At 69.4% G+C, this 17475-nt stretch carries 15 protein-coding genes and 1 tRNA gene; 3 read left to right on the top strand and 13 right to left on the bottom strand.

The window, feature by feature from the left end; genetic code table 11:
• The first annotated feature begins 3 nt into the window (after positions 1-3).
• Positions 4-1029: a cytochrome d ubiquinol oxidase subunit II gene (cydB, locus tag G3A50_RS11290; protein WP_163075372.1), complete on the top strand. Its 1026-nt coding sequence runs from the start codon at positions 4-6 to the stop codon at positions 1027-1029.
• 438 nt (positions 1030-1467) lie between these two features.
• Here cydB and G3A50_RS11295 read toward each other — a convergent pair.
• The 10 genes from G3A50_RS11295 to G3A50_RS11340 form a co-directional block, all read right to left on the bottom strand.
• Positions 1468-1542 (bottom strand) — tRNA-Gly (locus G3A50_RS11295).
• 133 nt (positions 1543-1675) lie between these two features.
• Positions 1676-2551, bottom strand: a complete 876-nt coding sequence (locus G3A50_RS11300) for a Pnap_2097 family protein (RefSeq protein ID WP_163075373.1) — start codon at positions 2549-2551, stop codon at positions 1676-1678.
• A complete protein-coding gene (locus G3A50_RS11305) occupies positions 2548-3825 on the bottom strand; it encodes an MSMEG_0569 family flavin-dependent oxidoreductase (protein WP_163075374.1) in 1278 nt (425 codons plus the stop codon). Before G3A50_RS11305 ends, G3A50_RS11300 begins: the two co-directional genes overlap by 4 nt.
• A 26-nt stretch (positions 3826-3851) precedes the next feature.
• Positions 3852-4139 (bottom strand): MSMEG_0570 family nitrogen starvation response protein, encoded by a 288-nt coding sequence (locus tag G3A50_RS11310; protein WP_163075375.1) that lies wholly within the window; start codon positions 4137-4139, stop codon positions 3852-3854.
• On the bottom strand, positions 4132-5289 hold the full coding sequence (locus G3A50_RS11315; RefSeq protein ID WP_163075376.1) for an MSMEG_0565 family glycosyltransferase: 1158 nt from the start codon (positions 5287-5289) through the stop codon (positions 4132-4134). The genes G3A50_RS11310 and G3A50_RS11315 overlap by 8 nt, the downstream gene beginning before the upstream one ends.
• Positions 5286-6311, bottom strand: a complete 1026-nt coding sequence (locus tag G3A50_RS11320; protein ID WP_210255126.1) for a sll0787 family AIR synthase-like protein — start codon at positions 6309-6311, stop codon at positions 5286-5288. Before G3A50_RS11320 ends, G3A50_RS11315 begins: the two co-directional genes overlap by 4 nt.
• Positions 6312-6320: 9 nt before the next feature.
• Positions 6321-6893, bottom strand: a complete 573-nt coding sequence (locus G3A50_RS11325) for an MSMEG_0567/Sll0786 family nitrogen starvation N-acetyltransferase (RefSeq protein ID WP_210255127.1) — start codon at positions 6891-6893, stop codon at positions 6321-6323.
• Entirely contained in the window at positions 6890-8050 is a 1161-nt protein-coding gene (locus G3A50_RS11330) for an MSMEG_0568 family radical SAM protein (RefSeq protein WP_163077563.1), read from the bottom strand. Before G3A50_RS11330 ends, G3A50_RS11325 begins: the two co-directional genes overlap by 4 nt.
• Positions 7968-9056 (bottom strand): Nit6803 family nitrilase, encoded by a 1089-nt coding sequence (locus G3A50_RS11335; RefSeq protein WP_163075378.1) that lies wholly within the window; start codon positions 9054-9056, stop codon positions 7968-7970. Before G3A50_RS11335 ends, G3A50_RS11330 begins: the two co-directional genes overlap by 83 nt.
• Positions 9057-9100: 44 nt before the next feature.
• Positions 9101-9583 carry an MSMEG_0572/Sll0783 family nitrogen starvation response protein gene (locus tag G3A50_RS11340; RefSeq protein ID WP_163075379.1) on the bottom strand — a complete coding sequence of 161 codons (483 nt, stop codon included), beginning with the start codon at positions 9581-9583 and terminating at the stop codon, positions 9101-9103.
• Between the two features lie 394 nt (positions 9584-9977).
• On the opposite strand from G3A50_RS11340, the gene G3A50_RS11345 reads away from it, so the two are divergent.
• A complete protein-coding gene (locus G3A50_RS11345; protein WP_163075380.1) occupies positions 9978-11378 on the top strand; it encodes an aminotransferase-like domain-containing protein in 1401 nt (466 codons plus the stop codon).
• Positions 11379-11414: 36 nt separating this feature from the next.
• Here G3A50_RS11345 and G3A50_RS11350 read toward each other — a convergent pair whose 3' ends face one another.
• Positions 11415-12467: a threonine aldolase family protein gene (locus G3A50_RS11350; RefSeq protein WP_163075381.1), complete on the bottom strand. Its 1053-nt coding sequence runs from the start codon at positions 12465-12467 to the stop codon at positions 11415-11417.
• Positions 12468-12645: 178 nt separating this feature from the next.
• On the opposite strand from G3A50_RS11350, the gene G3A50_RS11355 reads away from it, so the two are divergent.
• Positions 12646-14229, top strand: coding sequence for a bifunctional aminoglycoside phosphotransferase/ATP-binding protein (locus tag G3A50_RS11355; RefSeq protein ID WP_163075382.1), 1584 nt, complete (start codon positions 12646-12648; stop codon positions 14227-14229).
• Positions 14230-14265: 36 nt separating this feature from the next.
• Here G3A50_RS11355 and G3A50_RS11360 read toward each other — a convergent pair whose 3' ends face one another.
• Together G3A50_RS11360 and G3A50_RS11365 are read right to left on the bottom strand one after the other, a co-directional pair.
• Complete coding sequence (locus tag G3A50_RS11360) at positions 14266-16230, bottom strand: MacB family efflux pump subunit (protein WP_163075383.1); 1965 nt, start codon at positions 16228-16230, stop codon at positions 14266-14268.
• A gap of 3 nt (positions 16231-16233) precedes the next feature.
• Positions 16234-17475, bottom strand: a complete 1242-nt coding sequence (locus G3A50_RS11365; RefSeq protein WP_163075384.1) for an efflux RND transporter periplasmic adaptor subunit — start codon at positions 17473-17475, stop codon at positions 16234-16236.

The following is a 17475-nucleotide window of genomic DNA, read 5'->3' on the forward strand; positions in this document are numbered from 1 at the left end:
CCCATGACCGAGCTCATGCACGCGCACTATATTCCCCTCGTCTTCGCCGCGGTCGTGGCCTTCTGTGTCACCGTCTACGTGCTGGCCGACGGGCTCGACCTCGGGGTCGGCATCATCTTCCTCGTCGCCCCGCGCGAGGAAGATCGCGACCTGATGATGGCCAGCATCGAACCGGTGTGGGACGGCAACGAGACCTGGCTGGTCATGGGCGGCACGCTTCTCATCGCCGCCTTTCCCGCCGGCTACTATATCCTGCTGCCCGCTTTCTACCTGCCGGTCATGCTGATGCTGTTTGCTCTCATCTTCCGGGGGGTGGCCTTCGGATTCCGCCTTCAGGCGCGGCGTTTCCGCTATGTGTGGGACATCGCCTTCTCCGCCGGCTCCATCGTCGCGACGATGTGCCAGGGGCTGATTCTCGGCGGGCTGATCGAGGGAGTCCCGGTTGCGAACGGCATGTTCGCCGGCGGGCCGTTCAGCTTCCTCAGCCTGCTCGGCGTGCTGTGCGGCGTCGGGCTGATCGGGGGCTATGCGCTTATGGGCGCGGGCTGGCTGATCTGGAAGGCCGAAGGGCGGACGCAGATCTTTGCCCGCGAGATCGCCCATGCCGCGTTGCTGCTCACCGCGTTCATGATGGCACTGGTGAGCCTGTGGAGCGCGTGGAGCGTACCGGAAGTGGCGGCGCGCTGGTTCGCCTGGCCCGGCATCCTGGCGTTGGCGCCGGTCCCGCTGGTGACGCTCGCGGTCATCGTCGCACTCTGGCGGGGCATCTGGACCGGTGCGGAGCCACGCACCTTCATCCTTTCGCTGGTCCTGTTCGCGCTCGGCCTCATCGGGCTGGTCGTCAGCCTCTGGCCCTATGTCGTGCCGCGTGCCGTGACGGTGTGGGACGGCGCGTCCGACCCGCAGACCCTGGCCTTCATCTCCGTTGGTCTCGTGGTCGTCCTGCCCATCGTCCTTTCCTATCAGGCCCATGCCTACTGGGTCTTCCGCGGCAAGACCGTGGTCCATGAAGGCGGTTATGGCGATTGACGGATGAGAATGCGTGCCGGTGGGTCTGCTCACCGGCACGCTCAGGCGCGGGATCATCTCAGCTGAAATGCAATGCCGGCGCATCGGGAATGTCCGCCAGCGGAACGACAAGGTCGACCGCGCCGGTGAGGGCTGCGCTTGATCGGATCAGGTCGCTCCTCACGCGGGGCACTTTGACAGTCGGGCGGACAGGCCGCGGTACTCCCGCCGGACGCGGATGGCCTTCCCGCCGGCCACAGGCCGATCGACCCGGCGCCCCAGCGCAAGGGATCTTCATCGGCCCAACTGTGGCGCCCGCCCCATCCGGGCTTTCGGAGCGGGTTTGAGCGGTCCGTCAGCTATGCGGGAGATCGCCAAGGCTCGGCCTGACGCGCGTGCCAGCAAACAAAAGGCGCCCCGAAGGGCACTGTCGAAATCGTCAATATGTTTGGGAAAATTTGGAGCGGGCGATGGGATTCGAACCCACGACCCCAACCTTGGCAAGGTTGTGCTCTACCCCTGAGCTACGCCCGCCCGCTCCGTGCGCCCGGTGGCGGCGGAAGACCGCGGCCCCGAACGGGCCGTCTCTATGCCTCAGCCGCGCGACGAATGCAACGGGCTTTCTTGCGGTTTCTCACAGCCTGTGAAAAGCGCCCGTTCGGCTTCCTCAGACACGGCGCAGGGTGAAGGCATCCGCCAGCCGAACGCCGTCGCTTGCGCGTTCCAACCGGCAATGGTGGGCAAGCCGCCCCTCGCCGCGACGCGTATCGTGCCGGCTCACCCGCACTTTCTCTCCCGGATCCACATTGCCGTAAAAGAACACGTCCCGGTGAATCGTTGTCGCCCTGGGTGCGCGGCAGGTCTCGAATTGCCACTCGGCCCTGTCCACAAAGGCAATGAAACTCGGGAAGTAGAGGAAGCCGGCGCCGTTGAAGTCCTGGGCCGGGCAGGGCTCGATCTCGACCGCCTCCGTCGTCGTCCTGCGGCGCAGATCGAAGTCCTTGTAGGTGTCCATCCTCTCCGCCCGCATGTCCGCGGCGAGACCCGCCAATCCGGCGGCAGGCGACGCAAGGGGCGGCGGCAGGGTTTCGATCGCGACGCGGGCCACCGCGTGATTGCCGGTGGCGGAGCGTCGAATGAATGTGGAGACAAGCTCCACCGTTCCCATGGCGCGTCCCTTCGCGGTGAGGCGGTGCCGGCTGAGGAACTGCGTGCGCGATACCCGCATCAGGTCGGAATGGAGGGTCAGCCGGTCGTTCTCGCCGAGCACGCCGAACGCGGCGTCGCGGATGGAGAGGGCGCAGAACGCCGCATAGACCGGCGCCCCGTCGACATCGCGAAAATCGGGTGCGGCGTGCCCGGCCAGGCGCGCGAGCAGCATCCAGTGGCGATGGCCGAGTTCTTTCAGCAACCAGGCCTCCGACAGGCCGCCGAGGCACAGCTGGGGCATGCCCAGCTGTGCCGTGTCCTCAAACAGACTGCCGGTGCCGGCGCCAATGGCGAGAGCGTTCCCCAAACCTCCGGGCGGGACTGCGAGGTTCATGCGGCGCTTCCCTGCGTCGCCTGGCCCGTCCGCGCCGCCATGTGGCCGGCGATATGGTCGACGATGTAGGCGGCATCGCGTCCCACGCTGCCGAAGCGGCCTGAGCCCCACGTGTGCAGCCAGGGCAGGCCGATGAAGTACACACCCTCGCGCTGGGTGACGCCCCGCCGGTGCTGGGGGTGGCCCGCGCCGTTGAAGACCGGCACGTCGAGCCAGCGGAAATCGGGCCGGAAGCCGATACACCAGACAATGGCGGCGATGCCTGACGAGGCGAGGTCGAGGCGGGGGCGCTCGGTGGGCGGGGCCCAGACCGGCTCATAGACCGAGGCCGGCGGCGCGTCGATGCGGTTTTCCAGTATGTGGTGGTCGATGGCGGCGTTGATGCCGTTATAGGTCCGGTCCGCGCCGTCGAGCGCCTGGGTCAGGTTGGTCTCGAAGATCAGCTCCGCGCCGTCATAGTCGCGCAGCACGCCATAGAGCTCCATGCCCTCCAGCGCGAATTTGCGCAGGTCGATGTCGCGCCCGCCGTCGCGGCCGGTGACGTAATGGTTGGTGTTGTCGCGCACGCCCTCGCGCAGCGGATGCTCGTCGACCGACATCTCGTAATAGCTCATGTCGGCCAGCCAGGAGACGACGTCACGCCCGCGATAGAAGCGGGCGCAGCGGGGTGCGTTGCCAACAGCCAGGTGCACCTTGCGTCCCGCCAGATGAAGGTCCTCCGCGATCTGTGCCCCGGATTGGCCGGAGCCGACCACGAGGACGTCGCCCGCGGGGAGCTGGTCGGCGTTGCGGTATTGCGCCGAATGGATCTGGACGATGTCGGCCGGCAGCCGCTCGGCCATGCGCGGTACGATCGGTTCATGGTAGCCGCCCGAGGCGACCACGACCGCGTCGGCGGTCACCTCGCCGGAGGTGGTGGAGACGTGGAAGCCGCCCTGAGGCTGCGGCGCGACGCGCCGCACCGAGACGCCCTCGCGAATCGGCGGCTCGACCGCAGCGCGAAACCCCTTGAGATAGCTGAGGATTTCGTCCTTTTTCATGAAGCCGTCCGGGTCCGGGCCGGCATAGGGATGACCGGGCAGTTCGCATTGCCAGTTCGGCGTGACGAGGCAGAAATTGTCCCAGCGCTGCGTTTCCCAGCTGTGCATCGCCTTGTTCTTCTCGAACACGACATGATCGATGCCCTGTTGGCGCAGATGGTAGCTGGTCGACAGCCCTGCCTGCCCGCCGCCGACGATGACGACCGGGTAGTGCTGGATGAGATTCTCGTTCATGGCGGGGTTCCGATCGGGTGGCGGTGTCACTCGTCGAAGGCTTCGACGAGGACGCGGGCATCGGGGAGGGTGAGGAAATGCTGGCCGGTGTCCTCGATCCGGGCGAGCTGGCCGAGGGCGAGGGAACAGGGCCTGCCGTAGCGGGCTTCGACACGCTGGCTGGCAATGTTCAGCGCCTCTCGGCTTTTCGCGAGAAAGTCTGAAATTTCATAGCTTTGGCCCGGTTCGAAGTAATCCTTGACGATGAGCGAGGGCGAGTAGCACCGCTCGCGCCGACCGTCCGGCCAGCGAATGGAAAAGCGCATTTCAGGCATGGGCCGGCTCCCGCAGGCGTTGATAGGTGGTGACATGGGCGCGGGCGGTGGCGTCCCAGTCGTGACGGGCGGCGGCGGCCGGGCCGAGGCGGGCGAGGCGCGCGCGCAGGTCGGGCTTCAGCGCAATGACCAGCGCGTTGGCGATGGACGCAACGCTAAGTGGCTTGCACCACACGACTTCTTCCTCGCGCAGATGCTCGGTGAAGGGCGCGATACGCGAGACGACGCAGGGAATGGCACTGGCCATCGCCTCCAGCACCACCAGCCCGAAGCCCTCCTTGACCGAGGCGAAGGCGAGCACGTCGGCGAGCCGGTACAGCGCCGGCATGTCCGCGTGCGGCAGCGGGCCGGTGCGGATGACGGCGTGTTCGGGCAGGCCGGACAGGAACCGGGCGTTTGAGAATTCCTGAGCATATTCATGATGATCGAGCAAAGTCGCGCCGCCGGCGATCACCAGCTGGGCGCCGGGGTGGAGCGCGTGGAGCTGGGTGAAGGCGGAGAGGATCCGCACCGTGTTCTTGCGGCTCTCGACCCCGCCCACGCTCAGAACAATCGGCCCGTCGCCCAGGCCGAGCCGGGCGCGCAGGCCCGCTTCCCTGCCATCGGGTAGGGGTGAAAAATGCTGGAGATTCACACCGTTACCCACGATCGCGGCCTCTAGGCCATAGTCGCGGGCGAGCGTGTCCCGCCACACCTGGCTGACCACGAAGTGCCGGTCGGCGGCGATGATGGCGCGGCGCTGGAGAGCTTCGAGCGGCGCGTGGCCGAAGAGGTCGATGTGGTGGACGGTGCGTGCGAAGGGGCCGATGAGGCCACGCTCCTTCAGCGTCGCCAGCGCATTGCCGGAAATGCCGTCCTGGGCGTGGAACACGTCGAAGTCCCGATGACCCTTCTTTTCGAAATGGCGGACATAGTCGGCGGCGCGCACCCGGACCATTTCGGTAATGTCGGAGCCGGCCGGAGAGGCGGGCACGCTGACCGTGCCGCACAGGGTCGGGCGGAAAAAGCCGGCGCCGCTCGGGTCGGGCGCGTGGACCACGACGTCGTGGCCGAGCCGGGTGAGCGCGTCGCCCAATTCCAGCGCATGCACGACGCCGCCGCGCGGATTGGTGGAATGCGCCAGAAGGGCGATGCGCAGCCTGCCGCTCATGCCGCGTCCTCCGTCCGGGTGAGGGCGGAAGGCCCGCAGCCCAGCAGGCCGCGCGCGGTGAAATCCCAGATCACCTCCCGCGCGGCGCCATGGGTGACGCTCACCCGGTGGTCGGCGGTGATGGTGCCGATGTCGGCGGCCTTGATGCCGCGCGCCTCGAACAGGGCGAGGATGGCCGGCACCTCGGCCTCGTTCGCGGTGAGGAGATAGCCGAAGCTCGGAAAACTCATGAGCCAGCGCGCCGGGTCGACCCCTTCCGGGGCCGGTACACGGGAGAGCGCGATCTCCACCCCTACATTCGAGCATTCCGCCAGCATGGCGGCGGTGCCGACCACGCCGGCCTGGCTGATGTCCTTGGCGGCGCGGGACAAGCCGCGCTCGGCGATGAGCGGCAGCAGTTCGAGGTCGCCCTTCAGCTGCGCGGCCGGCGCCCCGGTCGCCGCTTCCCAGTTGGCAAACGGCGCCCGGTAACGCCCGCGCAGGTCTATGGCGGCGATCAGCGTCTCGCCCGGGCGGGCGTCGAAGCTGGTCAGCAGCCGATTCGCGCGCCCGAGAATGGCGACCGAGAGCTGGCCGCGATCGGTCGACAGATTGGTGTGCCCGCCCACCAGCGGCACGCCGAAGCGCTCGGAGGCGGCGCGCAGCCCGTCCAGCACCGGGGCGGCGCCGTCCTCGCCCGCGGCCCACACCGCGTCCACCACCGCGAGCGGGCGCCCACCCATGGCGGCGATGTCGGACACGTTGACCATCACGCCGCACCAGCCGGCGAACCAGGGGTCCTCGGCGACGAAGGCGTTCATGAAGCCTTCGATGGCGAAGAGCAGATAGCCCTCGCCGTCGGGCAGCGCCGCGCAGTCATCGCCGACGCGGATCGCCCCGCTTAACGCCGCATCGGTCCCGCCAAGACCGAGCCGGGCGGCGGCACGGGCGATATCGGCCTTGGCATGCAGCCCGGCCGAGGCGCGCAGCCGGGCGACGATGGCCTCGAAGGCGTCCGGGCCGATGGGAAGGGGCGCGCGCATCGTCATGGCTCAGGCCGCCTTCGCCGGCAGGGCTTCGCGCGTGCGGGAGGCGCGCGAATGGGCGTGGAATCCGGTCTCGGCGTCGCGGATCGGCGGGTAGAAGGCGAGGTCCGCCTCCATCAGCAGGTGGGGGCGGCCATGGATCTCCTTCTCCTCGACGGTCGCCCAGTGCAGACGGCGGAACAGCAGGCCGTTCTGGCTCTGCACATGGGCGAGGAAGCGGGTGCAGCCGCGCGCATGGGCGGAGCAGACCGCGAGGCGGATCAGCGCCGGGCCGAGCGCCCCGACCTTGCGGTAATCCGCCGCCACGGCGAGGCGCGAGCCCCACCACAGGCCGGGCGCCTCCTCATGGACGCGCACCGTGCCGACCACGTCGTCCGGCGTCACGCCGAGCATGGAGACGGCCACGATCGGGGTGGCGACGGCGTCGATGGTGTCGCGGTCGTCACCCGCGAACAGGCCCTGCTCGTCGCAGAACACCTCGCGGCGGATGCGCGCCGCGCCGCGCTGCTCCCAGGTGGCGGTGGCGAACTTGACCTGGAAGGCGCAAGGCAGGAAGGGGCGGAACGGCTCGAACATCATGCGCAGCCTCCCTGCCCAAGACCGCGCGGCGCGGGGGTGCCGCGCCGCTCATAGGTGGAGAGCGCCGAGCAGGCGCCGCATTTGGCGCAGCCGGCCTTGACGTCGATGGACTTCAGCCCGCGCGCGATCATCATTCCCGACAGCGGCCCGAGGATGGAGTTCATGAAGGCGGGGCTTGGCGTGGGGTGGCTTTCCAGCGGGGTGCCGGAGATCGGCACGAAAGGCACCACGAAGGGATAGACGCCGAGCGTGGTGAGCCGGTCGCAGACGTCGAGGATTTCCTCGGCCGTGTCGCCGAGCCCGGCGAGGATGTAGGTCGAGACCTGCCCGCGCCCGAACACCGGCACGGCGGCGGCGAAGGCGGTGAAGTAGCGCGCGACCGAGACCTGGGCCTTGCCGGGCATGATGCGCGCGCGCACCGGCTCGGTGACCGCCTCCAGATGCATGCCGAGCGCGTCCGCGCCCGCTTCGCGCAGCCGTGCGAACCAGGCGTCGTCGTCGGGCGGCTCGCACTGCACCTGGATGGGAAGGTCCACGGCCGCCTTCACCGCCGCCGCGCTGTCGGCGAGGATTTTCGCGCCGCGGTCCTTGCCGGGAGGGGTGCCCGTGGTCATGACCATGTGCTTGACGCCGTCGAGTTCGACAGCGGCCTTCGCCACCTCGGCAAGCTGGGCCGGGGTCTTGTGGGCGATGGTGCGGTCGGCCGCCAGCGACTGGCCGATGGCGCAGAACTGGCAGGTTTTGGTGCGGCTCTGGTAGCGGATGCAGGTCTGCAGCACCGTGGTGGCCAGCACGTCGCGGCCATGCAGCACCGCGATCTTGGAATAGGGAATGCCGTCCGCCGTGCTGCGGGCGTAGAATTTGGGCTGCCGGGGAAACGACACCTCGCCCAGCACCAGCCCGTCGCGGCTGATGCGGCTGCGGCCATAGGCGTCCGGCTTCTCGACCAGATAGGGGCTCTCGAAGGCCGGCGCGGTGTGCACCGGCACCATCACGGTCATGCCGTCGATGGTGAGGGCCTTGTGGTCCGAGGGGCCGGCACCGCCGCGCCGGGAATCCGCGCCGGCTTTCGGGTCAACCAGCCGCACCCCGTAGGACTGCAACTCGTTGATCAGGTGCTCGGTCGGCATCGGCTGAAGCTCGGTCGCCGGATCCATCGGTTTCATCGGCCGCACTCCCATGGCGGGGGAAGGAGGGGGCGGCCTGCATGTGGGCGTGCAGCATGGGCTCTTGCCCCATGTGCATCGGCACGGCAGGCCGGTTGTCGAGATTGAGGCTGAGCAGTTCCGGCCGGGCGTAATGGCCGACCGAATCCATCATCCGCTTGCGCTTGGTGATGAGCGCCATGTCGAGATCGGCGATCAGGATGCCCTCGCCGGAGGTGAGCGGGGGCACGATGTGGCTGCCCTCGGGCGAGATGATCGCGGTCATGCAGCCGCCGGTGAGCGCCTTGCGCAGCTTTTCGTCCGGGGCGATGCGGGCGATCTGGTCCTCGGTGAGCCAGCCGGTGGAATTGACCACGAAGCAGCCCGATTCCAGCGCGTGGTGGCGGATCGTCACCTCGATCTGGTCGGCGAAGATCGGCCCGACCAGCGAGCCGGGGAACTGCGCGACGTGGATCTCCTCGTGCTGGGCCATCAGCGCGTAGCGGGCGAGGGGATTGTAGTGCTCCCAGCACGCCAGCGCCCCGACGCGGCCGACGGCGGTGTCCACCACCTTCAGCCCGGCGCCGTCGCCCTGGCCCCAGATCATCCGCTCATGGAAGGTCGGGGTGATCTTGCGGCGCTTGAGCTTGAGGGCGCCGTCGGCGTCGAAGACGATCTGGGTGTTGTAGAGCGAGCCGTGGTCGCGCTCGTTCACCCCCAGCACGACGACAACCCCCAGGCGCCGGGCGGTGGCGGCGACCGCCTCCGTTACCGGGCCCGGGACGACGACGGCGTTCTCATAGAGCCGCAGATGCTCGCCGCCCGTGAGCACGGGGGGGTAGACGAAGGAGAAGTACGGGTACCAGGGCACGAAGGTCTCGGGGAAGACGACGAGCTTCGCCCCCTTGGCCGCCGCCTCCTCCAGCGCGGCGAGCACGCGGGTGAGCGTGCCGTCCACGCTGTCGAGGCTCGGTGCGATCTGCACCGCGGCGACCCGGACCAGCCTTTTCTCATTCATCGCGGCCTCCTTCGGCTCGCGGACGCGTCACGGCGTCCGGTCGCTCACAGTGTCCAGGTGTCGAGGATGAAGGCGTTGTCGCGGCGGTGCAGCAGCACGATGTCGAGCACGTCGAGCGGGCTGATCGGGATCACGCCGGGGATCAGCGCGCCTTCGCCATGGCCGTAGAGCGCCTGCAGGGCGAAGCGGCAGGCATAGACCTTGCCGCCGTCATTGATGATCTTCTCGATGCGGTTGTTGAAGTTGAGGTGGCCGGGGAAGGCCTCGTCGCCGAGCTTGGGGAAGCCGCGCTGCACGCCGAGCGTGACGCCGGGGCCGTAAAGCAGGACCGAGGTCTCGAAGCCCTTCTGGATCAGGCGCGAGGCCTGCAGCAGGTTCACGAGGCCGATCGAGCCCTCGAAGGCGACGGTGTGGAAGGTGACGAGCGCCTTTTCGCCGGGAGCGGCTTTGACGTCCTCGAACTTCTTCTCTTCGTAGTCGACCAGGACGTCGCCCTTCTGATGGGCGGGAACGGTGATGGTGGCCATGTCGCTCTCCTTGAGATGGTGAGGGGCCGCGGCGGCGTGCCAGCCCTTGCCAACAGGATTTGCAATCAATGTGCCAATTGACAGATTTAAAAAAGAATCAATGAAACAGTCAAATTACAGTCAATAATACATACAATAAGATCTTTGGATGGGTCGGTGCTGTGCTGAGTAAAGGAGCGAAAGCCTAACCATTGAGCGGGGAAGTGCCCGCTTCCTGCGCATGCGTCGGCGGCTACGTAGTATCCCCTAGTGTCCAGCAATTTGTGGACCAGTGGTGACAGGCCACCTCTGCAACATTATACAGTCAATTATCATGAGCCGACCGACTCAAGGGGAAGGCGTGCCGCCCCGGGGGCGGCGGAGCCCGACGACAGGCAGAAGAACGACGACGACGATGGCCGACTGGATTCCCGACCTCTCCCGCTCCGACAAGCCCCGCTACCTCGCCATCGCCGATCTCGTCGCCGAGGACATACGCGCCGGGCGCCTCGCCATCGGCGACCGGCTGCCGCCGCAGCGCAAGCTGGCAAGCCGGCTCGGCATCGACTTCACCACGGTGGCCCGCGGCTATGTCGAGGCGCAGAAGCGCGGGCTGGTGGAATCGCGCGTCGGGCAGGGCACCTTCGTCACCGGCCTGCCGCGCGCCGAGCCGCGTGCCTCCGAGCCCCGCGCGGCGGCGGCGCTGCGGCCCGCCAGCGTCGACCTGTCGATGAACCTGCCCCCCGAGCCGCAGGACCCGGCGCTGATCGCGCGAATGCAGGACGGGCTGGCGGAGGTGGGGCGCGATCTGGTGGGCCTGCTGCGCTACCAGGGTTTCGGCGGCACCAGCGCCGACAAGGACGCGGCGAGCGCGTGGCTGGGGCGGCGGGCGCTGGTGCCTTCGCAGGAGCGCGTTTTCGTGACGCCGGGCGCGCATCCCGCCTTGCTCGGCATTCTCGGCCTGCTGGCGCGGCCGGGCGAGACCGTCTTGTGCGAGGCGATCACCTATCCCGGCGTGCGCGCCATCGCCGCCCAGCTCGGGCTGAAGCTCGCCGGCCTGCCGATGGACGCGCAGGGCATCGATCCGGACGCGCTGGCCCACGCCTGCGCGAGCGGCGAGCCCAAGGCGCTCTATCTCAACCCGACGCTGCAGAACCCCACCACGCTCACCATTCCTGAATCCCGGCGCGAGGCGATCGCGCGGGTGGCGCGGCGCTTCGGCCTGCCGATCGTGGAGGATGACGCCTATGGCTTCATTCCCGCCCACGGCCCGCCCCCGCTGGCGGCGATCGCGCCGGATCTGACCTGGCATGTGGCGGGGCTGGCGAAGTGCATCGGCGCGGGCCTGCGGGCGGCCTATGTGGTGGTGCCCGACACCCGCTCGGGCTACCCCTTCGCGGCGGCGTTGCGCACGGGAAATGTGATGGCCTCGCCGCTCACCGCCGCGCTCGCCACGCGCTGGATCGAGGACGGCACCGCCGACACACTGCTGCGCTTCATCCGCGCGGAGACGCAGGCACGGCAGGCGATGGCGAGCGAGATCCTGCCCGCCGGCAGCTTCCATGCCGACCCGCTGGCCTTCAACCTCTGGATCGAGCTGCCCGCGCCGTGGACCCGCTCGGCCTTCGTCGGCCATATGCGCACGACCGGGATCGGCGTGGTGGCGAGCGATTCCTTCACCGTCAGCGGCCCCGCGCGCGAGGCGGTGCGGGTGTGCCTGGGCGGTCCGGCGAGCCGGGCGCAGATCCGCTCGGCGCTGGACTACATGGCCCATGCGTTGACGCAGGCGCCCGAGGCCGTCTCCTCGGTGATGTGAGGCCTCTCTCCCGGAGCGTTCCGGTTTGAGAACGCCCTAGGCGCTGCCGCGCGCGGCCTCCAGCAGCGCGTCGACATCCTCCGCCGTGGTGGCGAAGGAGGTGACCAGCCGCACGACGCGCGCGCCCCAGCGGTCGACATAGAGCTTGTAGCCCCGCGCCAGCAGGCCGTCGATCATCGGCTGCGGCAGGCGGGCGAACATCATGTTCGCCTCGACCGGCCCCATCATCTCGACGCCCTCCAGCGCCGCCAGCCCCTTCGCCAGCCGCGCGGCCATGGCGTTGGCCTGCCGGGCGTTGGCGAGCCACAGATCATCGGTGAGATAGGCGTCCATCTGCGCCGCGAGGAAGCGCATCTTGGAGGTGAGGTGCCCGCCACGCTTGCGGCGGAAGGCGAGTTCCCCGGCGCGGGCGGGATCGAACAGGATCACGGCCTCGACGCCCATGGCGCCGTTCTTGGTGGCGCCGAAGGAGAGAATGTCGACGCCGGCCTTCCACGTCATCTCGGCCGGGCTGGCATCGAGGGCGACCAGCGCGTTGGCGAAGCGCGAGCCGTCCATGTGCAGCGACAGGCCGGCCGCGCGGCAGGCGGCGCCGATGGCGCGGGTGTGCTCCAGCGAATAGACCGTGCCAAGCTCGGTGGTCTGGGTGATGGAGACGCAGGCCGGCTGCACGCCGTGCACGTCGCCGCGATTGCGCAGGGCCGTCTCGGCGAGCGCCTCCGGGTCGATGCGCGCGTGATCGCCGGCCACATGCACCAGCTTGGCGCCGGCGGTGAAGAATTCCGGCGCGCCGCATTCGTCATTCTCGATGTGGCTGTCGGCGTGGCACAGCACCGCGCCCCAGGGCGGGGTGAGCGTGGCGAGAGACAGTGCGTTGGCGGCCGTGCCGGTGGAGACCAGCAACGCCGCGACGTCACGCTCGAACAGCGCCGAGAGCCGGGCCTCGACGCGGGCGGACAGCGCGTCGCCGCCATAAGAGAGCATGGCGCCCGCATTGGCGGCGCCCAGCGCGTCGAGAATGGCGGGGGAGACGCCGGCCATATTGTCGCTGGCAAAGCCGGGCTGGGGGCGGGAAGATGATTCGGTCACGGGCGTGGTCCTGTGGTGTCGGCGCTTGTGCGGCATGCTTAAGCCGGAATCGGCCTGCCGCCCATGGTCAATTCGGCGCGTGCGGGCCGCACGCGGGCCCCCGGATGCGCGTCGACGCCTGTTTCCCGCGGCGGGGGCGGTTAAGATGGCGCCCGCGCCCGCCGCCCATGGACCGTTCATGACCGCCACCGATTCCCACCCCGCCGACCATGTCGTCGCCGACCAGCAGCCGGTGTTCGCCCTGCTCGCCAACCCCGCCACCCATGGGTTTTCGGGCGAGGTGACGCGCATCGACACCCATGGCGCGGCGCTGTTTCTGGTGGGGGACGATGTCTACAAGGTGAAGCGGGCGGTGCGCTTTTCCTTCATGGACCTTTCCACCCTGGCGCGGCGCGAGGCGGCCTGCCGGCGCGAGCTGGAGCTGAACCGGCCGGCGGCGCCCGATATCTATCTCGATCTGGTCGCCATCACCCGCCGCGACGGGGCGCTGCATCTGGGCGGGGAGGGCGCGCCGGGAAGCGAGATCGTCGAATGGGCGGTGCATATGCGCCGCTTCGACGAGAACGCGACGCTGGACCGCATCGCCGACGCGGGCGGGTTGACCCCCGCGCGGATCGACGCGCTGGCCAAGGCGGTGTTCGCCTTCCACCAGGGCGCGGCGGTGCACCGCGATGTCGACCCGGCGGCCTCGCTCGCCGGGGTGGCGGACGGCCTCATCGAGGGGCTGGGCGAAATGCCCGAGCTGTTCGCGCCGGCACGGGTGGCCGCGTTCGCCAGCACCCTGGCCGACACGCGGGAGCGGCTGGCCCCGCTGCTGGCGCGCCGCGCGCGGGCGGGCGAGGTGCGGCGCTGCCATGGCGACCTGCACCTGCGCAATGTCGCGCTGATCGAGGGCACGCCGGTGCTGTTCGATGCGCTGGAATTCGACGAAGCGCTGGCCACCATCGACCGGCTCTACGACCTCGCCTTCCTGCTGATGGATCTGGACAGGCGCGGGCAGGCGCACGCGGCAAACCTGATGCTGAACCGCTATCTCGCCGCCTGCGGAGACGCCCCGCCCTATGACGGGCTGACGGCGCTGCCGCTGTTTCTCGCCCTGCGCGCGGGCATCAGGGCGCGGGTGATGGCGGCGGCGCTCGGTTCGCGCCCGGGTGCGGCACGGGCCGCGGCGCACGCCGAGACGCTGGGCTATCTTTCCTATGCCGAGCGGGTGCTGGTCCCGGTACCGGCGCGGCTCATCGCGGTCGGCGGGCTGTCGGGCACCGGAAAGAGCACGCTGGCCGCGAACCTCGCCCCGCATATCGGTCCCGCGCCGGGCGCGGTGCATCTGCGCAGTGATGTCGAGCGCAAGCGGCTGGCCGGCGTGGACGAGTTGGAGGCGCTGCCGGCCACGGCCTATTCGCAGGCGGCGGCCGATGCGGTCTATGCCGAGCTGCGCGCCCGTGCCGGCGCGGTGCTCGCCGCCGGCCACGCCGTGGTGGTGGACGGCATGCACCAGCGCGTGGACGAGCGCGCCGCGATCGAGGAGGTGGCGCGCGGCCATGGCGCGGCGTTCATCGGCCTGTGGCTGGACGCGCCGGTGGAAGCCCGCGCCGCGCGGGTGGAGGCGCGGCGCGGCGATGCTTCCGACGCCACCCCCGAGGTGGTGCGCCGTCAGGCGGCGTGGAATTCAGGCGCGCCGGGCTGGACAACGATCGACGCTTCGGGTGCGCCGGAGGTGGTGCTGGCGCGTGCGCTGGCGCGGCTTGGGGCCACCCGCTAGCTGCGTTCACGCTCGCTGCGTTCAGGTCCGCTGCGTTCAGGTCCGGGACAGCGCCTCGACGGGATCGAGCCTCGCCGCGCGCCGGGCCGGCAGGTAGCCGAAGCCGACCCCGATCGCGGTGGAGCACACGACGGCGGTGACGATGGAGGTGGCGGAATAGACCAGGCTGAAGCCGGTCTGTACCTGCGCGAACACCAGGCCGAAGGCGAGGGCGAGGGCGATGCCCAGCACCCCGCCGATGAGGCACACCAGCACGGCTTCGATGAGAAACTGCTGGAGAATGTCGCGCCGCCGCGCGCCGACCGCCATGCGCACCCCGATCTCGCCCACCCGTTCGGAAACCGAGACCAGCATGATGTTCATCACCCCGATGCCGCCGACCGCCAGCGAGATCACGGCGATGACGGCGATCAGCACGGTCATGGTCTGGGTCGTCGAGGTGATGGCGCGGCGGATGTCGTCGGTGTTGAGGATGAAGAAGTCCTTGCTGCCGTGGCGGCGGGTGAGGAGATCGGTGACCGCCTGCTCGGCGAGGCCGGACGAGACGTCGTCGGCGACGCGCACGGTGATGGAGCGCAGCGACTGCGAGCCGATGAGGCGGGTCTGCACGGCGGTGTAGGGCAGGTAGACCGACAGGTTCTGGTTGGAGCCGAAGCCACCCTGCTGGGGTTCGGTGACGCCCACGATACGGGCCGGCATGGAGCCGACCAGAATCACCCGCCCGAGCGCGCTGACGCCTTCGCCAAACAGGGTGGTGCGGGTGTTCTCGTCGATCACCGCTTCCTGGGTGCGGCGCTTCACGGCATCGGTGCCGAAGAGCCGGCCCTCGGCAAGGTGGGTGCCCTTGGCCAGGAAGTACTGGGCGCCGACGCCGTTGACGAGGGCGTTGGCCTCGACCGCCCGGTAGCGGATCACGGCCGAGGTCGAGACGGTCGGGGTGACGGCGGCGACATAGGGCTGGCCGGCAAGCGCGTCGGCGTCGGAGATCACCAGCGTGCTGATCTTCGCCGAGCGCACGTCGCCGTAGCTCTTGCCGGCGAAGACCTCGATCGTGTTGGTGCCGAGGCTGGAGATGTTGGTGAGCACGCGCTGGCGCGATCCCTCGCCAAGGGCGACGACGCACACCACCGAGGCGATGCCGATGATGATGCCGAGCATGGTGAGGAAGGCGCGCATGCGGTGTGCGTTCATCGCCAGAAGCGCCATACGCAGCGCCTCGCCCAGTGCGGTGAGGTGGCTGCCCTTGCCCGCGTCCGCCCACTCGGTCCTCGCCGTCGGCGCGGAGACCGGCTCGGATGCGGGGGCGGGCGATGCCTCGCGGCGGCGGTCGGCGGTGATGACGCCGTCGCTGATCTCGATGACGCGGCGCGCGCGGGCGGCGACGGCGGGGTCGTGGGTGACGAGGATGACGGTGCGCCCCTCGGCGTTCAGCTCCTCGAGAATGCGCAGCACCTCCTCGCCGCTGCGGCTGTCGAGGGCGCCGGTCGGCTCGTCGGCGAGGATGACCTCGCCGCCATTCATCAGGGCGCGGGCGATGGAGACGCGCTGCTGCTGGCCGCCGGAGAGCTGGCCGGGGCGGTGATCGGCGCGCGCGCCCATGCCCAGGCGCTCCAGCAGGGCGCTGGCGCGGCCGTGGCGGGCGCCGCGTTCGGTGCCGGCATAGACGGCGGGAACCTCGACATTGTCGCGCGCGGTCAGTTCGCCCAGCAGGTGGTAGCGCTGGAAGATGAAGCCGAAATGCTCCCGCCGCAGCGCCGCCAGCTCGTTGCTGTCCAGCGAGCCGGTGGCGCGGCCGCGTATGTGGTAGCTGCCAAGGCTCGGCCGGTCGAGCAGGCCGAGAATGTTCATCAGCGTCGACTTGCCCGAGCCGGAGGCGCCGACGATGGCGACCATTTCCCCGGCTTCGATGGTGAGGTCGATTTCCTTGAGAACCTGCAGCCGGTCCTCGCCGGAGACATATTCGCGCCAGACCCCCTTCAGCGCGATGAGAGGTGCGTCCATGGCCTAGAACCCCATTGGCGAGGGCGGGCCGCCCCCGGAGGCCGGCGACGCGGTGGTGCTGGCTTCCTTCAACACCACGCGCTCGCCCTGCGTGAGCCCCGCGCGCACCTCGACGTTCATCCGGTCGTCGAGGCCGATCTCGATGGCGCGTTCCACTGCGCGGCCGTCATCGTCCAGCACCCGCACCCGGGCGGTGCCATCCGTGCTCCCGGTGAGAAGAGCGGCCGAGGGAATGGTGAGCACCTCGTGGGCGGCGCCGAGCACGATGTGAACCTCGGCGGTCATGTAGGTGCGCAGCCGCCGCTCGGGGTTCGGCACGGTGAAGATGCCGTTGTAGTAGATCGCCTCGGAGGTGCTGGACGAAGAGGAACTGGAACTCGACGCGGACGAGGTGGTGCTGAAGCTCGTATCGTTGCGCACCGATTCAGGCGCCGGCTCGATCGAGGCGAGGCGCGCCTCGTAGCGCCGGTCCGGCTCGCCCAGAATGGTGAAATAGACCGCCTGTCCGGGCGCGACATTCACCACGTCGGCTTCGGAGATCTCCGCGCGCACGGTCATGGTGTCGAGTTGGCCGAGCACCACGATGGTCGGTGCCGACTGGGTGGCGTTCACCGTCTGCCCTTCCTGGCTGACGATGGCGAGCACGGTGCCGTCGATCGGGGCGGTGATGCGGGTGTAGCCGAGATTGGCCTCCGCCGTGGCCACCGCGACCTCGGCCGCATCGATGTCCGCGTCCAGCGCGGTGATCTGGGCGCGGGTGACGTCGGCTTCGGCGATGGCGCTGTCGAAATCGGTGCGCGAGACGGCATTGGTCGCCACCAGGCGGGTCTGGCGGTCCAGCGTCTTCTGGTTGAGGGCGAGGGTCGCCTCCTTCTCGGTCCGCTGCGCCCGCACCTTGGCCAGCGTCGCCTGCGTGGTGCGCAGGTCGTTCTGCTGGGTGACGGAATCGATCTCGGCGAGAAGATCGCCCGCATGCACCGTGTCGCCCAGCGCCACCTTGACCGAGGTGATGCGCCCGGAGGCCTGCGAGCCGACCGCGACCAGCTTCACCGGCTTCAGGATTCCGGTGGCCAGCACGGTGCTTTCCACGTCGCCGATGACGACGGGTGCGCTGATATAGACCGGGGCGGCGGGAGCCGACAGCTTGTCCCACAACAGCCAGCCCCCGCCCGCCAGGACGGCGAGCAGCAGCAGGACGGAGAGAAGCTTGAGGCGCGAAAGGGAGACGGAGGGATGTGTGGTCAT

The organism is Ancylobacter pratisalsi (assembly GCF_010669125.1).
GTDB classification, from domain to species: domain Bacteria; phylum Pseudomonadota; class Alphaproteobacteria; order Rhizobiales; family Xanthobacteraceae; genus Ancylobacter; species Ancylobacter pratisalsi.